General features: G+C 49.8%; 30 protein-coding genes. 5 read left to right on the forward strand and 25 right to left on the reverse strand.

The annotated features are described in order from the left end of the window. Window positions 1–14 precede the first annotated feature (14 nt). From RAC65_RS18200 to RAC65_RS18250, 11 genes are all read right to left on the reverse strand, one after another. Window positions 15–461 (reverse strand): phage virion morphogenesis protein, encoded by a 447-nt coding sequence (locus RAC65_RS18200; RefSeq protein WP_210530745.1) that lies wholly within the window; start codon window positions 459–461, stop codon window positions 15–17. Then, the gene (locus tag RAC65_RS18205; RefSeq protein ID WP_375096987.1) at window positions 454–894 is read right to left on the reverse strand and encodes a phage tail protein; all 441 of its coding nucleotides are present in this window, start codon (window positions 892–894) and stop codon (window positions 454–456) included. The genes RAC65_RS18200 and RAC65_RS18205 overlap by 8 nt, the downstream gene beginning before the upstream one ends. Next, window positions 860–1,102, reverse strand: a complete 243-nt coding sequence (gene lysC, locus RAC65_RS18210; protein WP_375096988.1) for an Rz1-like lysis system protein LysC — start codon at window positions 1,100–1,102, stop codon at window positions 860–862. The genes RAC65_RS18205 and lysC overlap by 35 nt, the downstream gene beginning before the upstream one ends. Beyond that, on the reverse strand, window positions 990–1,421 hold the full coding sequence (gene lysB, locus RAC65_RS18215) for an Rz-like lysis system protein LysB (protein WP_375096989.1): 432 nt from the start codon (window positions 1,419–1,421) through the stop codon (window positions 990–992). The genes lysC and lysB overlap by 113 nt, the downstream gene beginning before the upstream one ends. Then, window positions 1,418–1,933 (reverse strand): lysozyme, encoded by a 516-nt coding sequence (locus RAC65_RS18220; RefSeq protein WP_375096990.1) that lies wholly within the window; start codon window positions 1,931–1,933, stop codon window positions 1,418–1,420. Before RAC65_RS18220 ends, lysB begins: the two co-directional genes overlap by 4 nt. Next, on the reverse strand, window positions 1,914–2,126 hold the full coding sequence (locus tag RAC65_RS18225) for an HP1 family phage holin (RefSeq protein ID WP_210532293.1): 213 nt from the start codon (window positions 2,124–2,126) through the stop codon (window positions 1,914–1,916). Before RAC65_RS18225 ends, RAC65_RS18220 begins: the two co-directional genes overlap by 20 nt. Before the next feature lie 3 nt (window positions 2,127–2,129). Continuing rightward, window positions 2,130–2,333: a tail protein X gene (locus RAC65_RS18230; RefSeq protein ID WP_110021645.1), complete on the reverse strand. Its 204-nt coding sequence runs from the start codon at window positions 2,331–2,333 to the stop codon at window positions 2,130–2,132. Continuing rightward, complete coding sequence (locus tag RAC65_RS18235) at window positions 2,333–2,797, reverse strand: head completion/stabilization protein (protein WP_375096991.1); 465 nt, start codon at window positions 2,795–2,797, stop codon at window positions 2,333–2,335. Before RAC65_RS18235 ends, RAC65_RS18230 begins: the two co-directional genes overlap by 1 nt. Before the next feature lie 97 nt (window positions 2,798–2,894). Continuing rightward, window positions 2,895–3,539, reverse strand: a complete 645-nt coding sequence (gene gpM / locus RAC65_RS18240; RefSeq protein ID WP_375096992.1) for a phage terminase small subunit — start codon at window positions 3,537–3,539, stop codon at window positions 2,895–2,897. A 3-nt stretch (window positions 3,540–3,542) separates the two neighbouring features. Then, the gene (locus tag RAC65_RS18245; protein WP_375096993.1) at window positions 3,543–4,742 is read right to left on the reverse strand and encodes a phage major capsid protein, P2 family; all 1,200 of its coding nucleotides are present in this window, start codon (window positions 4,740–4,742) and stop codon (window positions 3,543–3,545) included. A gap of 44 nt (window positions 4,743–4,786) precedes the next feature. Beyond that, window positions 4,787–5,638, reverse strand: a complete 852-nt coding sequence (locus RAC65_RS18250) for a GPO family capsid scaffolding protein (RefSeq protein WP_375096994.1) — start codon at window positions 5,636–5,638, stop codon at window positions 4,787–4,789. Between the two features lie 144 nt (window positions 5,639–5,782). Here RAC65_RS18250 and RAC65_RS18255 point away from each other — a divergent pair, with 144 nt between their 5' ends. Both RAC65_RS18255 and RAC65_RS18260 read left to right on the forward strand, forming a co-directional pair. Then, entirely contained in the window at window positions 5,783–7,549 is a 1,767-nt protein-coding gene (locus RAC65_RS18255) for a terminase ATPase subunit family protein (RefSeq protein WP_375096995.1), read from the forward strand. Next, the gene (locus RAC65_RS18260) at window positions 7,549–8,589 is read left to right on the forward strand and encodes a phage portal protein (RefSeq protein WP_375096996.1); all 1,041 of its coding nucleotides are present in this window, start codon (window positions 7,549–7,551) and stop codon (window positions 8,587–8,589) included. The genes RAC65_RS18255 and RAC65_RS18260 overlap by 1 nt, the downstream gene beginning before the upstream one ends. 56 nt (window positions 8,590–8,645) lie before the next feature. Here the strand turns inward: RAC65_RS18260 and RAC65_RS18265 are convergent, their stop codons facing one another. The 13 genes from RAC65_RS18265 to RAC65_RS18325 all read right to left on the reverse strand — a co-directional run bounded on the left by RAC65_RS18265 (window position 8,646) and on the right by RAC65_RS18325 (window position 16,445). Then, the gene (locus RAC65_RS18265) at window positions 8,646–9,245 is read right to left on the reverse strand and encodes a TIR domain-containing protein (RefSeq protein ID WP_375096997.1); all 600 of its coding nucleotides are present in this window, start codon (window positions 9,243–9,245) and stop codon (window positions 8,646–8,648) included. Window positions 9,246–9,247: 2 nt separating this feature from the next. Beyond that, window positions 9,248–9,976: a hypothetical protein gene (locus RAC65_RS18270; protein ID WP_375096998.1), complete on the reverse strand. Its 729-nt coding sequence runs from the start codon at window positions 9,974–9,976 to the stop codon at window positions 9,248–9,250. Window positions 9,977–10,203: 227 nt separating this feature from the next. Then, complete coding sequence (locus RAC65_RS18275; protein ID WP_375096999.1) at window positions 10,204–10,470, reverse strand: hypothetical protein; 267 nt, start codon at window positions 10,468–10,470, stop codon at window positions 10,204–10,206. Between the two features lie 16 nt (window positions 10,471–10,486). After that, on the reverse strand, window positions 10,487–10,675 hold the full coding sequence (locus tag RAC65_RS18280) for a hypothetical protein (RefSeq protein WP_210531709.1): 189 nt from the start codon (window positions 10,673–10,675) through the stop codon (window positions 10,487–10,489). A 245-nt stretch (window positions 10,676–10,920) separates the two neighbouring features. Next, window positions 10,921–11,394 carry a hypothetical protein gene (locus RAC65_RS18285; protein ID WP_375097000.1) on the reverse strand — a complete coding sequence of 158 codons (474 nt, stop codon included), beginning with the start codon at window positions 11,392–11,394 and terminating at the stop codon, window positions 10,921–10,923. Then, window positions 11,367–13,751, reverse strand: coding sequence for a replication endonuclease (locus RAC65_RS18290; RefSeq protein WP_375097001.1), 2,385 nt, complete (start codon window positions 13,749–13,751; stop codon window positions 11,367–11,369). Before RAC65_RS18290 ends, RAC65_RS18285 begins: the two co-directional genes overlap by 28 nt. Continuing rightward, complete coding sequence (locus tag RAC65_RS18295; protein ID WP_375097002.1) at window positions 13,748–14,569, reverse strand: DNA adenine methylase; 822 nt, start codon at window positions 14,567–14,569, stop codon at window positions 13,748–13,750. Before RAC65_RS18295 ends, RAC65_RS18290 begins: the two co-directional genes overlap by 4 nt. Beyond that, window positions 14,566–14,793 (reverse strand): TraR/DksA family transcriptional regulator, encoded by a 228-nt coding sequence (locus RAC65_RS18300; RefSeq protein ID WP_375097003.1) that lies wholly within the window; start codon window positions 14,791–14,793, stop codon window positions 14,566–14,568. The genes RAC65_RS18295 and RAC65_RS18300 overlap by 4 nt, the downstream gene beginning before the upstream one ends. After that, window positions 14,793–15,020 (reverse strand): DUF2732 family protein, encoded by a 228-nt coding sequence (locus RAC65_RS18305; protein WP_375097004.1) that lies wholly within the window; start codon window positions 15,018–15,020, stop codon window positions 14,793–14,795. Before RAC65_RS18305 ends, RAC65_RS18300 begins: the two co-directional genes overlap by 1 nt. Window positions 15,021–15,089: 69 nt before the next feature. Continuing rightward, complete coding sequence (locus RAC65_RS18310) at window positions 15,090–15,473, reverse strand: hypothetical protein (RefSeq protein WP_024471084.1); 384 nt, start codon at window positions 15,471–15,473, stop codon at window positions 15,090–15,092. Between the two features lies 1 nt (window position 15,474). Continuing rightward, the gene (locus tag RAC65_RS18315) at window positions 15,475–15,654 is read right to left on the reverse strand and encodes a phage filamentation protein Fil family protein (protein ID WP_375097005.1); all 180 of its coding nucleotides are present in this window, start codon (window positions 15,652–15,654) and stop codon (window positions 15,475–15,477) included. 10 nt (window positions 15,655–15,664) lie between these two features. Beyond that, window positions 15,665–16,174: a phage regulatory CII family protein gene (locus tag RAC65_RS18320; RefSeq protein WP_375097006.1), complete on the reverse strand. Its 510-nt coding sequence runs from the start codon at window positions 16,172–16,174 to the stop codon at window positions 15,665–15,667. Between the two features lie 34 nt (window positions 16,175–16,208). Next, window positions 16,209–16,445 carry a hypothetical protein gene (locus RAC65_RS18325; RefSeq protein WP_014604979.1) on the reverse strand — a complete coding sequence of 79 codons (237 nt, stop codon included), beginning with the start codon at window positions 16,443–16,445 and terminating at the stop codon, window positions 16,209–16,211. A gap of 89 nt (window positions 16,446–16,534) precedes the next feature. Here RAC65_RS18325 and RAC65_RS18330 point away from each other — a divergent pair, with 89 nt between their 5' ends. From RAC65_RS18330 to RAC65_RS18340, 3 genes are read left to right on the forward strand one after another with little or no spacing between them, the layout of a single operon-like run. Continuing rightward, window positions 16,535–17,140: a phage repressor protein CI gene (locus tag RAC65_RS18330; RefSeq protein ID WP_375097007.1), complete on the forward strand. Its 606-nt coding sequence runs from the start codon at window positions 16,535–16,537 to the stop codon at window positions 17,138–17,140. 11 nt (window positions 17,141–17,151) lie between these two features. Beyond that, window positions 17,152–18,054, forward strand: coding sequence for a hypothetical protein (locus RAC65_RS18335; protein WP_375097008.1), 903 nt, complete (start codon window positions 17,152–17,154; stop codon window positions 18,052–18,054). A gap of 8 nt (window positions 18,055–18,062) precedes the next feature. Then, entirely contained in the window at window positions 18,063–19,097 is a 1,035-nt protein-coding gene (locus RAC65_RS18340; RefSeq protein ID WP_375097009.1) for a tyrosine-type recombinase/integrase, read from the forward strand. A gap of 65 nt (window positions 19,098–19,162) precedes the next feature. On the opposite strand, the gene RAC65_RS18345 is transcribed toward RAC65_RS18340, so the two are convergent. After that, window positions 19,163–20,518, reverse strand: coding sequence for a hypothetical protein (locus tag RAC65_RS18345; RefSeq protein ID WP_375097010.1), 1,356 nt, complete (start codon window positions 20,516–20,518; stop codon window positions 19,163–19,165). Between the last annotated feature and the right edge of the window lie 373 nt (window positions 20,519–20,891).

Raw genomic sequence — 20,891 nt, forward strand, 5'->3', positions numbered from 1 at the left:
TTGATATTGCCATATCAATTAGATAGCAAACTAAGAAGACTATCTCTTACACTTTTCTCTGTTTCATTATCAATACCTAGCAACGGACGTTCGGTATATTTAACACTCAGGCCACGACGACTTACCCTGTCACGCAGGCCGTAATGGTGTACACGGGCAAGCCGTTGCACGGCAGGCACAAAAGCCACCTCTGCACTGTCGCCTGTTGCCTTTGTCTTGAGGTACTTTGCTGTTTTCAGCTTCACAAACATCTTGCGCTTGATGCGTCCCGGCTTTGTCCTGGCCGATACACGGCGCGGTTCCCATGCGCTGCCGTCGGGCGCACGCTGTGCCGTCATGTTGGCCTGCTGAATCCGCCGCACGTCGCGCGCCACCTCGCGCAGCATCTTTTTGCGCTCTGCCGGTTCCAGCTTTGCCAGCAGCGCATCCAGCCAGGCGTCAACCTCGTGCAGATTATCCACGGCTCACCGTCCAGATTTCCTCCGGTTCAAAAGGGTTGCCCGGCTCAGGCACGGCTCTGACCTTTGTTACGCCGTTGACTTCCTCGGCAATAACCCGCTCTGTCAGTTTCAGATTAATGCTGATGTCACACGCACCATTGCCGAGAATGTCCACCTCAAACGTGCATAACTGTTCGCGCTCATTGGGGTTCTGCAGCGCATCGGGCTGGTTGGTGCGCAGCCAGTACATCACCGCCGCCATCAGCAGGTTTTGATCGCCGGTGAAGTCCGTAATCACCACATTCAGCGTGTAGCGGTATTCCCATGACAGCGAGGCGGCAGAAGTGCCTACCGACGCCCCTTTGTCCACAAACAGGTGCAGCCTGTCGGGGTTCTCCTGCAGGTAGGCAACAGCGCTGTTAAGGGCTTCGCGCAAGGACTGCGGCTTGTTCATCGTCTTTATCCTGGCAGGTTACTATGGTGTCCACCTTGTCGGCGCAGGCCGCCCAGGCGGTTTCTGTCTCATCCAGCAGGACCAGCAAATCGCCGTTAGTGCGCGCCGCCGACGGCCCCAGCTGGCAGCGGGTTATTTTGGGACAGCCACTGACGGTAAGATTCGCCTCCGGTGATGGCCGGTCGCTGGCGCAGCCGGACAGCAGCATCAGGCAGAGGGGCATCAGACCAGCGGCGAAGGGCGTCATTTTCACGTTTCAGATCCTCAATCTGGCGCTGCCGCTGGCGCAGCAGTGCGTTATTTTTCTCAGCCGCCGCATACAGCTGCGTCTGTGCAAGGTTGCTGCTCTGTGCCAGGATGTTGACCGCCATCAGCTGGCTGTTTTTCTGGCTCAGCTTTTTATCCTTTGCGGCCAGCTCTGCCGCCTGCGTCCCGATAGTCCTGTTTGCGCTGTGCAGCTGCCACGACAGCTGCCCGGCCGTCACCAGCAGCAGCACAAAGCAGGTCACCACAACGGCGCGCATCATGCTGCCGCCCCTTTCAGGCACCATGACAGCTCGCGCCCGCGCCGGTTATCCAGCCCCTGATTAAACATGCCTTTCACGTACACCCAGCGCGGCAGCTGATAACAGGCATCGCGCCACCGGCTGGCCTTAATGAGTTTTACCATCGTTGAGCCGCACACGTTGCCGGTGCCGACGTTAAACGCCAGCGACACCAGCGCGTCATAAACCTGCTGCGGCATGGAAACCGCCACGCAGCGCGCCAGTGCCGCCTCAACGCGTAACACATTGGTGATAAACGTCCCGGCGGCCTGCCGCTCGGTAATGGTTTTGCCGGGCACAACCCCCTCTGTGTTGCCGATCCCGTCGGTCCACACCCCCGCATCGCACAGGTATGGCTTAAGGCGGCAGCCTTCGTAATCCGCAATAAGTTTCAGCCCCTCAACCGAGGTGTGCAGCTGCTGAAAGCCCGGCAGTGTGGCGGCGATGGCCAGCACCGCGCCGACGGCGCAGCGTTTAACGGTTTGCAGATTCATAATCCTCCCGCGTGATGCGCCCGCCTGCCAGCAGCTGGTAGGTTTTGTGCTTGTAGTACCAGCTGATTAGCGCCATGCCGATGCCGATGATCAGCCCGGCCCATGTTGAAACGTCTTTAACCGACAGGTCGCCCAGCCACGCCATAAAAACGGCCATCGACCAGGTAATAAACGTACTGATTCTTTCCCACATGATTCAGTCCCATAGCTGCACGGTCTGCGCCGTGGCTGCGGGCGCAACGTCCGGCAGCTCGACCTCTAAACCGTGGGGTAAGGTGGGGCCGTATTCCGCCAGCCCCGGATTAGCCTTTAACACCAGCTCGGACAGCCCCTGCGTGCGCCCGTAGTGACGCCAGCAAAGTGCGTCTACCGTGTCATACTGCTGCGCACGCACTTTCATCAGATAAGCTCGACGGTAATATGCGGCAGATCCTGCACGCGGCTGATGGCCCATCGCGCATCGCGCCATAAATCGCCGCTGGCATCGTCCAGCGTCTCGCCGCGCTTCGCACCGGATGCGGTGGCGTCAAAGTCGCTGTAACGCTCGTTGAGTACCGCACGCGTCCAGCACCACACGGCGTTTTCATAGTGGTGCAGGCGCACGCTCTTTCCGGCCAGCTGCTCAGCCGGTACGTCACCCAGCCCGTTGTAACCGGCCATTTCCTGACGTTCCCGCCACGGGTACAGCTCGGCGTTCACCTCTGACATGGCGGTCAGTACCACCTGCTTGAGCCGCTCCGGCGTCACGGTGCCGTCAACGCGCATCGCGCTGCGAAACTTAGCCAAATCCAGATCCGGCCAGAATGAATTGTTCGGGATAATGACCGGCGCAACCGGCGACTGCTCTGGCGCTGTAAACTGCATCCTTACTACTCCTGAATAGGTGGGCGGTGGACGGGGTTTTGATGCGGCGCTGCCTGTCGCCACCCCGTGCCGCCCCGCGCGTGGGCACGTTCGGTTATCAGCTGTCTTTGCGGAGTTTCCGCTCCAGCTGCTCTATGTCTTTTTTCACCCCGCACTTTTCGTCCAGCTGCAGGGCGTGCTTAAAGTGATTCAGCGCGGATACCGGGTTGCTTTCGGTCTGCACCCAGCCGATGGATTTATGCAGTCGCGCGCGCGACTGATCCGGCATGTCTTCCCCGTCCACCGCGTCCAGCGTCTGCAGCAGCAGGTCAGCGTCAAACGTGGTTCCGGCCAGAATGGCGGCCTTTGCGGCGTCGGCCATTTCCTCGGTCAGCACGGTGGCGGTGTTGCGCTTGCCGACCGGCATCACCCAGCCGTGTTTAAGCGCATGGCGGCCAATGGTCAGCGCACCGGCATAATCACCGGCATCGATACGCCACAGCATGACGTACATGATCACGTCGTCCTGTTGCCCCCCGTCGGCGCTCAGCACGCCCTCTGCCCAAGCGGCATATTTCGGCAGCACCTCAACCTTAATCCGCGCCTTGGTGACAGTGGACTGAATGCCCTTGAGGCGGCGGCGGTCTTCGTTAAGCTGCAGCAGCATCAGGTCATAGCCTTTCGCATGGCGGCCATTGCCGCCCGTGCGGGCGGCCTCCTGTCCCTGAATGAAGCGCGTATGCGCGCGGAAAGGATTGGTCACGGGTTACGCTCCTGCGCTGCCGGTGCCGGTGTCAGCGCCAGTACCGGTGCCAGATTCAGCCTGCGCCGTCCCCGATTCGCTCATGGACTTAATAATGCTGACTGCCATGCCAACGATTTCGGCCAGTTCTTCCTTACTTTTGCTTGTCGCCTCTTTTTCCGGCTCTGGCTCCTGCTCCAGCATTTCGATGTTTTCAATCAGGCAGGTGCAGTCGTAGTCCTCGACCACATACGCCTCGTTGACCGATTCAAGGTTTTCAACGCGATCCCGTTTCGGGTTGTCGATGATGGAGCGGCGGCGCGTGTCGTCCTGGACATAAATCGACAGGTTATCAAGGCGCGTAATCAGCAACGCGTCTGCCGGGAAGAACGGCGCACGCACCGCAGGCAGGCCGCCGATGCGCTTCTGGCTGATAATCAAATCAGCGGCCAGCGCTTCGGTGTTGGGCTGGTCTTTATTGACGATCGGGAAATACTTGTCGGCCAGCAGCTGGCGACCACAGATCACAACCAGCTCGGTGTCATCCTGATACTGCACGGCGATTTTTTCCGTTACGGCACCCATGACCACGGCATCCAGATTGCGGAAAAGCCCCGTTTTACCAATGGTAATTTTATCGGCGATAACTTTTCCGTTGCTGTCGATATGCTGGCCGACCACCTGCGACGGTTTCTCCTGGCGGATTTTTTCCAGCCAGCCGATGTTCACGTCCTGCAGCAGCGGGTTCTGTGTGCGGTTAGAGGTTTTCTCACGCTTGAGGCCGTTAAAACCGATCATGATGCGGTCAAGCGCCTGGCGTTTCACAATCATGTCGCGGATGCGTACCTGAAAGTCGGCAAACTTCGCCCACATGTCCAGCTTCGCGTAGGGCAGCGCCGTGTCAAAGTTGGTCTGCGTGCACTTATAACCTTCACCGTCAATGTAGGTCGGATCGGTTGGCTCGCGCTCTTTCTGCGTCGTGTCGGTTGTACCGGCAATCGTGCCGCCGATACCAAGCCCCAGACGTTCGCCGCTCTGCTCTGGCACCGGCACAATGTTGATGCGCGTCAGAAAGTCTGATGACTCCTGAATTTTGGTTTCCAGCGTCTGCGCGACGGATGGCTCAACGGTAAATTTGCTGTTGAGGGCCGACAGGTTGATGTTGTTGATTTCCGCCAGTACCGACATGTAGGCGTTTAACTTAAAGCGGGTGTTGTTTTTCATCTTTTCGTGTTCTCTGTTCGTTAAGAGGGTTGGCCGCGCCTGCATCAGCAGTCGGTGCGCACGTCCTGGCTGTTACTGTTGGCATTACCGGGAGTACGCGGACGGGAGTCCTGCCGCCCGTCTTCACGGCTCAGCTGCGCCTGCAACTGGCTGAAATCCGCCTGCAACTGTTCACGGGCTGCAGCTTCTGCGCTCAGCTGCACCTGCAGGCTGCTGGCCTGCTCGCTCAGGGCGGTTTCGATGCGCTGGCTGAATGCCTGCTGCTCGGTGGCGACCAGCTCGACGGCCCTGTGAACATCGCTGAAACGCGCGTCATCAGACTTCTGTTTGTTGCTGAAAAGCGCGGATACGCGGCTGAACAGGGACGGTTTTTCGTCGGCCACGTCCTCAAACTCGATCACGGTTTCGGTGGCGGCGGTAAACAGGTTGTCAGGATGCTGCTTGCGGTTTGCCAGCGGGTTTGCGCCTGCGCTGGCGCTGAACTGCAGCATTTCGGTGCCGAGGCTGGCCGGATCGTCGGTCACAGCGAGGCCAATCAGATACGCCTCGCCGGTGTCGGCGAACTCCGGGCGAATCTCCATTGAGGTGAAAAGCTTCTGCATGTTGCCGGTCATCGTGACCAGCTCATCCGTCGGGTTAATCACCGCGTACAGGCCCAGCTTGCCTTTCAGAAGGCCGTCGCTGATTTCTTCGGTGTCCAGCGCATCGACCACACCGAAACGGCGAAACGCGCTGTCAGGCGTGTAACCCTTGATGTGCTCCATGTTGATCACGGCGGTGTAGACAGCCGGATCGTAATTGACCGCCATCTGCTCCAGCCAGCTGCGTTCGATGGTGCGCCCGTCCGTGGTGGCACCTTCCACCCCGATGCGGAAACGCTTTGCTTTCTTTGCCATTGTCCATGCTCCGGTTAGATAAAAACTCTGTGAGTCCCTATGTTTGCGGCGACGGGGGTCCTGAAACAACGCGGCGACGTTGTACCGTAATTCACACAATCACGGGCGGCAGAAAAGGAAACGGGCGGGCCGTATTTTGGGGCCATGACAACGACAATCGCCCCCGCAGACCTCGATCCCCGCAGACAGGCTTTGCTGCTGTACTTTCAGGGATACCGCATCGCCCGCATTGCTGAAATGCTGGGAGAGAAACCCGCAACCGTTCACAGCTGGAAAAAGCGCGACAAGTGGGGCGACTACGGCCCGCTTGACCAGATGCAGCTCACCACCGCCGCGCGCTACTGTCAGCTGGTCATGAAAGAGGTGAAGGAAGGAAAGGACTACAAAGAAATTGACCTGCTGGCCCGGCAGTCAGAGCGCCATGCACGCATCGGGAAATTTAACAATGGCGGCAATGAGGCGGATTTAAACCCCAATGTCGAAAACCGCAACAGAGGCCCGCGCAAACCGCCTGAAAAAAACGTATTCAGCGATGCGCAGATCGAAAAGCTGCAGGACGTCTTTCACAGCACGATGTTCGGCTACCAGCGCCAGTGGTGGGAAGCGGGCAATAAATACGCCGTCCGCAACCTGCTGAAATCGCGCCAGATTGGTGCGACGTTCTTTTTTGCCCGCGAGGCGCTGCTTGATGCGCTCACCACCGGACGAAACCAGATTTTTCTCTCGGCCAGCAAGGCGCAGGCGCACGTATTCAAGCAGTACATCGTGGAGTTTGCCCGCGAGGCCGACGTAGACCTTAAAGGCGACCCGATGACGCTGGCCAACGGCGCGTGCCTGTACTTCCTCGGCACCAACGCCCGCACCGCACAGAGTTACCACGGCAACCTGTACCTGGACGAATATTTCTGGATACCGAAATTTCAGGAACTGCAGAAAGTCGCCTCGGGCATGGCGCTGCACAAGAAGTGGCGTGAAACCTACTTTTCCACGCCGTCCAGCCTCACGCACAGCGCCTATCCGTTCTGGTCTGGCGCACAGTTCAATAAGGGCCGCGCCAAAGCTGACCGCGTTGATATTGACTTAAGTCACGCATCACTTGCCGCTGGCCGCCTGTGTGCCGACGGTCAGTTTCGGCAGATTGTGACCGTTGAGGATGCTGTGCGCGGCGGCTGTGACCTGTTCGACCTGGAGCAACTGCGCACACGCTACAGCCCCGAGGACTATCAAAACCTGCTGATGTGCGTGTTTATGGATGACCTTGCTTCTGTATTCCAGCTTGCCATGCTGCAGAAATGCATGGTGGACAGCTGGGAAGTGTGGGACGACTTCGAAGCGCTGGCGCTGCGCCCCTTCGGCTGGAAAGAGGTCTGGATTGGTTACGACCCGGCGAAGGGTACGCAGAACGGCGACAGCGCGGGCTGCGTGGTGATTGCCCCGCCAGCCGTGCCGGGCGTCAAGTTCCGCATCCTTGAGCGTCACCAGTGGCGCGGCATGGATTTCCGCGCGCAGGCCGACGCCATTAAAACCCTTACGCAGCAGTACAACGTGACCTATATCGGCATCGACTCGACCGGCGTCGGCCTCGGCGTCTATGAGAACGTCAAAGCTTTTTTCCCGCAGGTGAAAGAGTTTGTTTACAACCCGACGGTGAAAAATGCTCTGGTCTTAAAAGCCTACGACACGATTGCCACCGGGCGGCTGGAATTTGACGCCAGCCACCTCGATATCGCGCAGTCGTTTATGTCCATCCGTAAGGCCACGACGGCCAGCGGCAACCGTCCGACCTATGAAACCAGCCGCAGCGAGGAAGTCAGTCACGGCGATTTAGCCTGGGCGACCATGCACGCGCTGGCAAATGAGCCGCTGCAGGGACTGGCGGCACACACGCAGAATATTGTGGAGATGTATTAATGAGCAGACGCAGGAACCGCACGCGCACGCAGCCCGTGCAGCAGCCGGAACAGATGACCAACACAGCCGCCTCGGAGGCATTTACCTTTGGCGACCCGATCCCGGTACTTGACCGGCGCGAACTGCTGGACTATGTAGAATGCGTCATCAACGATCGCTGGTATGAGCCGCCGGTAAGCGTTGACGGGCTGGCGCGCACCTTCCGCGCCGCTGTCCATCACAGCTCGCCCATCAGTGTTAAGTGCAACATTCTGGCGAGCACCTTTATCCCGCACCCACTTTTAAGTCAGCAGGCTTTTACCCGCTTCGCGATGGATTACCTGGTGTTTGCAAATGCGTACCTGGAGAAACGTACCAGCCGCCTCGGCACCACGCTGAAACTGGAGCCATCGCTTGCCAAATACACGCGGCGCGGGCTTGACCTGGACACCTACTGGTATGCGAATTACGGCCTTAACTCGGAGCCGTATGAATTTACAAAGGGTAGCGTGTTTCACCTGATGGAGCCGGACATTAATCAGGAAATCTACGGCGTGCCGGGCTACCTGTCGGCTGTCCCTTCCGCGCTGCTGAATGAATCGGCCACGCTGTTTCGCCGCAAGTATTACATCAACGGCAGCCACGCGGGCTTTATCATGTACATGACCGACCCGGCGCAGAGCCAGCAGGATGTTGATAACATCCGCAGCGCAATGAAAAGCGCAAAGGGCCCTGGCAACTTCCGCAACCTGTTTATGTACAGTCCGAACGGGAAAAAAGACGGCATTCAGATCATCCCGCTGTCAGAAGTGGCGGCCAAAGATGAGTTTCTGAATATCAAAAACGTGTCACGGGATGACATGCTGGCCGTGCATCGCGTGCCGCCTCAGTTAATGGGTATTATCCCCAACAACACCGGCGGGTTTGGTGACATTGAAAAGGCCAGCCGCGTGTTTGTGCGTAATGAACTCATGCCCCTACAAAAGCGCTTTGAAGAACTTAACGTATGGCTCGGAGAAGAGGTAGTAAAATTTAGCTTTTATGAATTAGAGTCTGAATAATATTAAGACAGGAGCATATCTTATATGCTCCTATAAATTTACCAACTAAACAATGGTTATGCGCGAATTGCAGGAACATCTGCAGCATTTCTTTTAACTGCAGGTTCCATGGCTTTTCTTTTATCAAAAGCCTGATCTATGTAAAATTCTGGATTCTTTATAAACTTAGAATATTTTACTAGTGAGCAAAAAACATCTGTATCATTGTAATGCGGGACAGTTTTTTGGTAAACATGATTTTCTTTTATTAAATAAGGTAAATAATTATTATAACCCCACCCGACTTTTCTAAGGTTAAGCCCACAACCACAATTTCCATCTAAACATGTTGCTGGAGTAAAAACAGAATCATAAATTTCGTCTCTGATGACACCAATCAATCCATTATAGTTTTCACCCCAAAGCGAAGCTTGTATTTCAGAATTAACAAAAGGCCTGTTTTTCGTTTCACTCCCGATTAAGACTATAGTGACCGTCGTATCATCTAGATAGTCTTCGCGAATCTTCCTCATGATTGACTCTTCGCTAATTGTTGTACTTATATCCCCATCACTGACAGACTTATCTATAAAATTAGCACCCCCAAAATTTTTTATTATTTCATCTTTTAAATCTTGTTCATTAGCATGATGATAGCTCAAAAAGGTCTTATGCATTACTAGCTCCATTTCTTTATATCAATATTAAACTTATTAGCAAAATCAGCACTGAAAAATTTATTCACATCAGAAAACCCATCTAGTATTTTGTTAAAATGATAATAATAGCTTTGTACTTTTCCTATGGGAGTTAAGTGGTAGGACAATGAAATAAAGTCCCCATCACTATTCTTATCTTGAGTAAGAACACTATCCTTCTCTGATACATATTTATGCCAGCGCCTGTAATTATTCTGATGTTCAGTTAAAAAAACATTCAGCACCTTCAATGCTTCACTTGCAACATTGTATAGCTCTCTATCTCTCTGCCTTTTTAAGTTTAAGATTCTTATTTCAGTCCTAATGAAGTTATAACATTCAAAATATGAGTTAAGAACTTCATCAAATGCATCATGATGAGCATCTAACTTAAATAAACTTCTTTTAGTATCAAGATAATTCTTAATTGTTTTTTTGAAAAGAATGTCAGAATTATCAAAAAGAATATTTACACCTCCAAAATTTAACTGCTCAATTTTGAATGAGTAACGTTTATAAGCAGCACCAATTATTAACAGGTAAGCAACTAAACATAAAATCAGAACTGCTAAAAATGCCTTTATGATGCCGACATTGGACATAAAGTTAGCAGTAAACCACCATTTTTCAAATGGTGAAAAGGGTATAGACCCCATGAAAATCATGAGTAATGCAAACAAACTACCCCAGACAAGCCAGTACTTTAACATAGGATTAATCCGTAAAATTTTCTTATCAATTTACAACAAAATTTTGTTTTTTAAAAGCTCTTGCGCGCGCTCGTAGCCCCGCCACGCCTGCCCGCTTTATATAGTGGTTTTCATGCACCTGCATGATCTATGAAAAAGCCCACCAGTATTGGCGGGCCAGAGGGTAAACGATCCTTTTGGGATCATGCGGATTCATGCAGCATAGACATGCACTCTCGCATCAGCGCTCAGAAAAGGGGGAAAGTATCACCGGATTCGATCACATTAGGCTTCGGCGGCGGCCTGCGTGCGTACCTGATCAGGTATTCCCAACCGTCCCAAAACTTTGTTGGGTGCGGCAGCGTGAATACAAAAACGCCATCAAACGTCTGCCCCAGCCAGTACCCGCCACCTTGTTCTTTGGCGCGCTGAAAGAAAATGAACTCACCTTGTTTGTAATGCTCAAGAACCTGGCCGTGATAGACAATCCGGTAAAAGCTGTCTTTTCCGCCCATATCCAGCCCTGCCCTTCTATTCAGATACTTCCATCAAACGGGCATATTCATGGCTTCTGACCTTTTTCATAAGCTCATCAGTCAGCTCAGACACCCATTGGATCGCGAGATTCTTTTCATCTTCACTACAATCACTCGATGCGACTAATTTTAAAAACAAATCAATGCGTTGTAATTTCACAGACTCAAAAAAACAGTCATACATAGCAAACTCCTTCTCAAAAAACTGTACATACATACAGTATATTAGAGGAGTCTGAAAGTGAAATGTTTTTTACCCAAAGGCTCATTTTTGTTGTAAAAATCTCCAAGCTAAGGAAAAAACCTCGTCATTTCATTCATTAACTACCTTCAGAATGCATAACATTTCTACTTAAGCTAATTCCCATCTTTTTATGAATTCAAATGATGCGAACGTCGTAAGTAACTCAGGTGCATCAACACTGAATTTCAGCCTGAAATATTTCGATGCTTGATAATTTCCCACAAAAGCGAAATCAGTTCTTCCTGACTAACAGTGACCATGATTCCCTCATCATAATCAGAAATCATTTGTGCTATACGCTCATCAGTAAACGGCTGCGGTTTGTGATTTTCAGAAAGCTTGCGCGGTAGAGGAGTTAAAGGATGATTTTCGTGCCATTCATTTTCAGCTTTTTCATTCATCGCCTGCCACTCAGGGTAAAGCGCAAACAGTTTTTCAGCCATCGGTGATCGAGTATCAACAGAGTTATAATGGCCACTGGCACGTAAAGATTTGCTTTCGGCCTCTGGTTTAAGGAGTCCTTTGCAAGCGAAGCAGATGGGTTCAGAAGTATAGAATTTCTCTCTATAGTTCAGTTCACAACCACATTTATCGCATCGTTTTATTTTATTATCGATGAATCTTTTAACCTCTAATTCTCGCTGTTCTTTATCAGACATACACGCCTCTCACTAATGTTTGGGCTAAACATCCATTTCCATGCAGCCGCATCTGCTTCTTTCAACATTTTTTTGTAGTTGCCGATTGGGTCGTGCCTTATTTTATTGCTGTCGACATTATGATGGTCCTTCATATGTTTCCAGAAATCAGACGTTCTTCGAGTTGAACTCTTATCTTTGTGCTGTCTCAACTCTCCGGTACCCGCTGCCGAGAATATGTACCCATCCATTCTTAAGCTACTACCTTGAAGAAGGTGGCTTAATTGGCCTATCGTAAAACTCAAACCTGCTGATTCAGCAAAATCTGCGATTCTTTTCAAAGCAAGATCTCCACCCTCGACTGCTTTTTCGCACAAACTGGACGGCATAACAACGCTTTCATTCTCTTTGCATTTGAGTCGTGCCAGCAATTGTCTTCGTTCTTTGCGACTCATCCTTTCAAAGTCGATTTTTTCGTAACTTTCCGGCGGGGTTGAATCCTCAGATCTCAAACGCCCCGTACAGTTATTGACAGAACTCCGAGAGGGCGCGGGCGCGCCCTGAAGGTCAAAACCAAAATCAACGGCACGTTTCGGGACAATCTTCCACTGTGCCAGACGGGTTAAAATCGGAGTATCTGCGCCAACATCAGTTGCGTAGACGCCCTTGATACGCACGGTTTCTTCACCGTATTCATTCAGTTCATCGCCCGACTGATACCATGTGCGCACGGCCAGCTCATCACGACGCACGAACGGGCCGCCCTGCGCGTTAACGTATGCCGCCCAGTCACCCACGTCGGCCGCGTCATGCGCAGCGGCAAACTCAACGCTGAGGCCGTGGGCGGTTTCGGTGTCATCCATGCGGCGCAACTCTCGGTAAACCGTGACCGGCGCACCACCGACAAACTGAAACTGGCGGATGTGCCAGCGGGCCGCCCAGGCAGACACAGCGGGGGCGGTTTCTTTCAGCTCTTTGCCGCTTTCGTCGTCCAGCTCGCCATCCAGCGCGTAACCATCAATATTTTTAGAGATATATTTAGCCACGTACCCCGTAGCGCTGCCTTTTTCCGGATCGATGGCCTCGGCATGAAAGCGCGCTTTACGGGCTTTATCCGTGGTCAGCTCGTTGCTGTCCTGCTGAAAGGCATAGTCACGGATTGTCTGGCGCACCTGATCCGCATCTTCGAGACGCATAAACATCAGCATATGCCAGTGTGGCGTTGCGTCGTGGTGAGGTTCGACAACGCGAATGCCAAAGATTCGAATGTCATCACGGTGCAGCTTTGCCCGGATACGCTGCCAGACGCTGCAGAGGTAACGCTGCGTGTCTGCCGGGCTGGCACCATTCCATTTACGGTTACGATGGCCGGTTTTGATTGTGGCGTGATAGCGTGAAGGCGCGGTCAGCGTGTAAAACTCCCCAACATAGCCAAGCTCATTACAGATATTTTCAAAGCCGCGAATGCGGGTCATCAGCTCGCAACGACGGATAGCCGGATTAGCCACGCTGCCGTCGTATTTCTCAATCAGGCTGATGCGGTTGCCTTCCTCGTCTTCCAGTTCCATGCCCTTCAAAAACTCACGGGTGCGGCGTTTTTGTTCCCGCCATTCTGAAACCGTCATTCTGCTGGCGTACGGCGTGTGCTTTTTGCTGACGTTAGCCAGGGCAATCTGCAGGTGCTCCCGCCATGACGCAGCCACGCGGCGCAGTCTCCCCGTCCACCATTTTTCAGTCTGCATACGCAGCACGGCGGGCGTGACTTCTTCGGGATCAAAGAAACGGGACGTCACCTTATCCCATAGTGGCGGCGTCTGATTAAATTCACGGGTGATGGCCGCCGCCGTCATGTAGACGCGGTGCGTGTATTTATAATCTGACTCATCAGCTGCCTGCGCGTGTGCCTGTACCAGCTCGGCCAGAATGAAACTGGCAATATCACCGGCCAGCAAATCCACATCGGCGCGCGACATATCAGCCAGGCGGTTAAAACGCTTCATCAGCTCCCACAGCTGGCCCCCGGCACGCGCTGCGCCAGTCTCTTTCGCGGCGTTCTGTGTCAGCAGGTTAAAAGTGCTGGCATCCATAGTCTTAACCCGGTACTGCTCGTTAACGCATTCAACACGCGGCAATGTGCGCTCAACGAAAGTTTTCGTTAAGTACGCATTGGCGCGGGCAATGCCCTGTGATTTTTCCAGCTCATTCATGCGACGTTTGAAGTCGATTTGAATTAGCGTTGGCTGCTGTTCAAGCAGCTCCTGCGCACGCACTAAAGCCGCAATCATCTGACTGCGGCTGTGCATTTCCTCATAAGTGGGATAAGGGCTGGCGATGGCTTCCCGTGGTGTATTCCACGGGTATGCGTACTGCTCCATCATGCAGCGGCCTCACCTGCTGCCCTGGCAGATGCAGGACGACGAACGGCGATGATTTCTGCCGCGCTTTTGCCGTCACCTGCAGCCACACCAACCGCGCGGGCAGCCCTGACGCTGGTCAGTTCGTAGGCATTAAAAAGCTTGCGTGTAAAGTCGGTATCGCTGTTTGAAGCGATGACCGGGCAGCGATCTGACACGCTGGTTAACATGCTCGCTAAGTCCTGCTGCGCAGCCTTATCAAATCCGCCTGCGTGGTAGTCGCTAAACGTGCCGTCATAGGGCGGATCGCAATAAACGATGTCGCCGGTCTGTATCATGCTCAGCGTCTCGCGGAAATCAGCACAGACAAAAGTTGCACGGTGGGCTTTGGCTGCGAACGTTTCTATTTCTTCCAAGGGGAAATAGGGTTCAGAATAGTTTCCGTAAGGGATATTAAATTCACTCTTACGGTTGTAACGGCAAAGTCCACGATAGCCGTGGCGGTTCAGATAAAGGAAATGTGCGGCGCGCTCAAGCAGAGGTAAAGCCGGGTCATGATTAAATGCTTCGCGAATGCGGTAATAATCCTCTGCCCTTTTGTTTTGGGTAAAAAGGCTCATCGTCACTACGATAAACGGGCGCGTATGTTCTTTTATCTGGCGGTAAAAATTAATCAGGTCGGGATTAACGTCAGCCACTAAATAAGCCGGGTAATCCGTTGCCATCATCACCGCGCAGGAACCTGCGAAGGGCTCAACGAGACGCTGCCCATGCGGCAGATGATTAAGCAGCTCAGGCATGAGGCGGGTTTTGTTGCCCGCCCATTTGAGGATCGTACTCATACAGCACCGCCTTTGTAATGGGCGCTTTTTAGCTCGATGATTTCCTGACAGGCTACGCAGTGAGTAACGCCCTGCACGGCGCGGCGACGGGCAGCCGGTATCGCCTCATCGCAGGCCAGACAAAAGAACTCACCAGCCCCGGCGGGCTGGCGACGTGCATTAGCGAGATTGCGCTGCAGTTCTTCCTCAACGCGCGCCTGGACTAAATCCATTGAATCGGCCATTAGTGCAGCTCCCGCGCCTGATGCTCAAAACGTTCTGCCTCTTTATCCAGCAGCTCAATAATTTCCGGTGCGCTCATTTCGTGCTTGCGGGCATGGATGACCAACGCCGCAATGCGGATTGACACGGCCAGCGCATCATCGCTGCGCTGTTCTGTTTTGGCCTTGCTCAGCAGTGCATTAAGTGTGTCTGCGTCGGCTTCAAAATTACGGGTTTGGGAATTTCTCATTGTTCAATTCTCCAGATTCAGTGCAAAGGAATGCCCGGCGGGTTTACGCCATTAATTTTTGAGTCTTATTTACTCAGGTAAAAAACAGTCTGCGGTAGAAAACTGTCGGGGCAGAATCTTTCCCCAGCGCGCCATTTTATTCATCGCCATGATGATTAACTCGCGGCGGTATTCGTCGAAGTATTCAAACGGTTTTCCGATTTCCTCCTGTGAAAATGTTTTAGGATTTTCGCGGTTAGCCAGGGTTAACACGCAAAATTTAAACTCGTCATTCTGACGGTTGAAATAACGCAGCGACGGGTTAGCGTTATTGTCACGCTGCTGCCGCCAGCTTTTCCGAAACTCATCAAACGACATTTTGTTAACAGCATCAGCACGATTGCCCGTTGAATGAGTTTTGGCAAAAGATGCCGGGCCTTGCTGTGCGGTTGTGTTGCCTGTGACTCGCTGCATGTTACCCCCTGAATAAACGCGCCATGAAACCGGCGGGTTTGCGCTTGCTGGTCAGCCCCTGTAGCAGTTGCTTTTGGCTGTTGCACGGATGCCAGGGCTTGCCGTTCTCACCCATGATCCAGCCGTTGCTATAGGCTACGGACGGGCTTTGACGCTTAAGGCGTGACGCCAGTGAAATCATTATCAGTCCCTCAGCTCAGACCAATGGATGCGCCGAGGCCACTGATAGCGTCTACGGTTGATGCCATAGTGGGATTGGAATGAATGCGGGTCTGCACAGCGATTGCCGCAAGCGTCAGACAGCGAATGCCGGTGTTGACGCTCTGCAAAAGACTGCGACGGCATGACGTGCTCAACGCATCGTGACGCATCGCACCTGCCGCCAGTTGCCCTACTTCTGCTGTTGCCTTCAACACATAGGCTGACAGTTTTTCTTCGGCGTGTTCGTTCATCGGTACACAAGGCAAACAATTTAGCTGCGCCAGCGCGCCATCCATTAAAGATGCATCTTCGGTCAGGTCAGTGAGCAAAAGCATTTCCGCAACGGTCAACTGGTGCGGCTGTTCAGGGTTCAGCTTGTTGCGCAGGGTCTGCACGTTCATGCCTGCAGCCTGTGCCAGCTCTTTCATGTTGTGAGACAGAGCGAACCGGCGGCAGGCTTCGTCAAAGTAGTTATGTGTGGACACACGAAAATCAAACATGATTAATCCCTTTTAATATCCCAATATGGATACATCAGCCCTGCATTGTGATTTCGCAGCCAGAAGCGGCTTCAATAGTGAGAGCAACCATGTTGATTTCGATAAGCCCGTTTAAGCCCTCCTTCTTCCTGATGGGCAAACGGTTCTCGCGGTACATCTGGCGGACGGTGCCTTCCTTGTAACCAGTGCGACGGCAGAACTCTTCGACAGTAATGTACGGTTCTGAAATCACGAGATTGATTGAAGGGCGCATTGAAAGTTTACGGGTCATGATGCACTATCCTCTGTTGAGTTCTAGCCAACTCTATTTATCTCTATTAAACATACCTCGTTACGACGAGTGAATATTAGGATCTCAAATTGGAAAGGTCAACGAAAGATTTTACGAGTCGTAAAGTCCCAATTCTGCCAGAAGGGGGGAAAGAACCCATTGAACGCATAGTTAAAGCGTATGGGCTTTCGTCAAGGCAAGCGTTATGCCGTCACCTAAACGTATCTCAGAGCACTATGGCTAACCGTATAATGCGCGGGAACTTTCCTGCTGATTGGGTGCTAATTTGCTCAATGGAAACGGGTGCATCTTTGGAATGGCTAACTTATGGTACAGGCAATCCAAACATCACAAACCAAGTTGATACCTCTACAAAAATCGAACTAAAAAAAATCACAAATGGGATTTTTTCATCATCTGATTGGGTTGAATATGATGCTCAGCTCTTACCAAGTGATGTAAAAGCCCCTTTATTAATAAATTTCGAGAAGCAGAATTACTTGGTTGATATGACCGCCTCAGAGATCACCGACGGGCTATGGCTCATCGAGATTGATAAGATCATTAGCGTTAAAGAGTTGTATCGTTTTCCAGGCGGACGAATTCGCGTAGAGAATGGCAAAGCATCATTCGAATGCAAAGCAGATGATATTAAAGTTCTTGGAAAGGTTGTTGCCAAGACTGAATTTTTTTAAAGGAAAACGACATGGAAAATAATATTGAAATAAATAAAGATCTATCTACTCCAACGTTGGTTGAAAAAACGAATTCAGAATGTCAAAAAAAATGTTTCATAATAATGCCAATTGCGGACATGAATGGATACGAAACACGCCACTTTGATCGAGTTTATAGTCATATTATTAAACCCGCGTGTGATAAGGCTGGATTCTCACCAGTCAGAGCTGATGAAATCAGCAGTTCAAACTTAATCGTTCTTGATATTCTGAGACGAATTGTTGAGTGTGACATTGCCATCTGTGATTTAAGCGGAAGAAACCCTAACGTTATGTATGAACTTGGGCTAAGGCAGGCATTTAATAAAAAGACTGTTTTAATCAAAGATGACAAAACATTAAGCCCTTTTGATGTACAAGCTTTTAGATATTGTGAATATGACACAAGTCTAAGAATCGACAATGCATTTAATAACATATCATCAATCGAAAAGGCATTAAAATCCACTTATGCGGCTGATGAAAGTGATGTTAACTCAATTGTGCAACTACTAAAAATACAACCAGCGCAAGTTGGTGAAAAAACAATATTAAGTTCAACTGACACTCTAATCTTAGATGCAATTAACGATTTAAATAGTAGATTTAACAGCATGTCAGATAAAATTTCACCTGCTAAAAAATTAATAAACTTGAAAGATGGTCCCACAAAAACAGGGGAAACCTTCTTATATCAAATAAGCACTTACAAGCGAGATGCATACTATAAAAACTCATACTTTAAAGGTGGGAATTACTTGGGTGATTATGTAGGGATTGATAAAGATCCGTTAGGGAGACTGTGCCACGTTTTTAAAAATAAAAAAGAAATCACTTTTATCGATAAAGATTCTCCTGATTTAGAATTTATAACTGAAGATCTTGATTTGTAGGAAATATTATGGCGATAAGCAAATTACCCAACGGGAAATGGCAGGCACAGGTTTTCCCAAACGGCCGTGACGGCAAAAGGATTCGCCGCCAGTTTGCGACGAAGGGCGAAGCACAATCCTATGAGAAGTTCGTAAAAGAACAGGCTCAAGTTAAGCCCTGGCTAGGAGAGAAAGCGGATAAGCGGCGGGTAATTGAGCTGGTGGATTTGTGGTTCAACACGCATGGCATTACGTTGGCGGATGGTGAGAAGCGGCGAACCACAATGGCGTTCGCCTGCGAGGCTATGGGAAACCCATTAGCAACCGAGTTTAACGCGAAAATTTTTGCGTCTTATCGCGAGCAGCGGTTAAGCGGGAAGATTACCCGCTCTAGCCGGGTGAAGACGGTAACGCCACGCACGGTAAATTTAGAGCTGGCATACTTCCGGGCTATGTTTAATGAGCTGCGTCGGCTAGATGAGTGGTCCGCACCAAATCCGCTAGAGAATGTGCGCGAGTTTAAAATCAGTGAGTCGGAAATGTCATATCTTACTATTGAGGAGATTCGTACCTTACTCGCCGAATGTGATAAAAGTCGTTCTAAAGATCTGACTGCTATTGTGAAAATCTGCTTGGCAACTGGCGCACGTTGGAGTGAAGCGGAAGGTTTGAAAGGGAATCAGATTCGCGCTGGGCAAATCATCTACGTTAAAACCAAAGGCAAGAGAAACCGAGCTGTGCCCATAAATGAAAAGTTGCTGGCCGAGTTGCCATCAAGTAGGAGAGCACAGTTGCTATTTAAACCATGCTATTCAGCTTTTAGAAAAGCAATGCAGCGTGCAGGTATCGAGACACCAGCCGGACAATTAACACATGTGTTGCGGCATACTTTCGCCTCACATTTTATGATGAACGGTGGAAATATCATTGTACTTCAAAGAATACTGGGCCATACAGATATTAAGGTGACTATGAGATATGCACATTTCGCACCTGATCACTTGACGGAAGCCTTGCTTTACAACCCGCTTACTATTCATGAGAAAGTAAGCAGTAAGCCTTGAACAAGATTTTTTATTAGTTATGGCAGCCACTGAGCAACTTAAATGCTCAGTGACTTTACATACTTCTACTGATCAATGTACGTTTGTTTAAATGTTTCGGGAGATTCACAACTTGGTAAAAGCCTATCAATTATCTCTCGGCACATGGTTTCGTTATCTAATATAGCATTAATTGCTTTTTCCCTAACTTTAGGGATGTTAACAAAACCGCCATCGCGCATTGTTTGGGAATTGAAAGCACCCCAATTTGCTGCACTTGTCACTCTAACTATCAATTCAAAACACTGTTCGCCATTTAATAAAGAAGCAAGATGTTCATCAACTGAATAACATGATTTAGCAAAATTATTGGCATCATCGTAGATCGTGGATCCAGCTTGATAAAAGATTGATTCAATTACCTTTGACTTAACCCATTCATATTTCTTTGAGAACAAAATTATAAGTGGACTTAGTTTGTACTTATCAATAATTCTTTTTATTTCTACGCTAAAGTGTTTTTCAGCCGATTCCTCTCCTAATCTAACTATACTATGAAATATCTTAACCGGATGATTTAAAAAATTATGCTGATCAGAAGATTTTGTATCATTTATAGTCTTATCGATGATACTTTTAAGTCTTAAATAAACAATATCATCCAGACCATGTAGAAGATTATGATTGGCAGATAAGCATTCAACTATTAATTGTGAAAGATTTTGGTCCGAGCTTTTAGCGATAACAACTTGTTTTTTTATTTGATCTCTTACCGCTTCATTGAGAGGCGTGCTACTCAGTCCTAAGATATACTTCTTGGTATTATTCTTGACTTGCTCATTTGAATTATCTAAATGGCCTACTAACTTATTGATTAAATATGAGTAGCCATCATGATGCAGCGTAGACACATCGGCATTTACTACTGCACTATAATCTTCTAGCCTTGACGTTGGAAAAAGATAGGCATCTCCAAGCTTAGAAATTATCTGGTCTGCAATCTGTGTTGTTGAAAGAATTGGCTTGGATAAAAACCTATTTATTGTTTCTGAAAAAACATATCTAGCTTCTTCTGCTGAAGGTTTATGTCCAGACGGATGTGCAGCTTTATTTCTTAGGACTCTAAGAACGTTCAGGAAATCAGCATCAATCTCGCTAATAATTTTATTAGACTTCAACCTGTTAATTAAATCATTCTCGTAAACCTTTTGCTCATCTCTTTGTTTACTTATATCTTGGAAAATATCCCTGGCAGTTCTATTAGTAGATGAAAGTCCTTCCAGTTTCTTATATATATCTTCAAAGATCGCAATAAATGACATAACAACTGAAGCTCTGTAAGCACTAGTCATATAGCACGTTAAAGCTTCCCTCATATATTCCTTCATATTTACATCAACTATATCACCTATTAATTCTTCCATATCAAGCAATTTTGGCATAAAGTATCTCCCTATTTTTTCAGATTTCATAATCAAGAATTTATTTTCACATCCAAATACATCAACACTACTAAAAAACAGGTAAGTGTTGTTAACATATTTATACATCTTTTGGCAGCAAAATGGCAGCAGAGCTCAACGCTATGTGCCACTTTTCATCACTATTAGGCCTAAAGAAAATATAAAGATCAGTAAGTTACTGATTTTATTCATCTCGAATTGGGACTCATAATCGCTTGGTCGCTGGTTCAAGCCCAGCAGGGGCCACCAGATTTCACCTGTTGAATCAGGATATTAAGCCACTTTTAGCCGAGTGGCTTTTTTTCTATAGGCCAGCGTCACAAAAGCATCACATGACTTTATTCGTTCTTTT

The sequence above is a fragment of the Pantoea sp. BS_8 genome, from assembly GCF_041954965.1.
Lineage (GTDB): Bacteria > Pseudomonadota > Gammaproteobacteria > Enterobacterales > Enterobacteriaceae > Pantoea > Pantoea stewartii.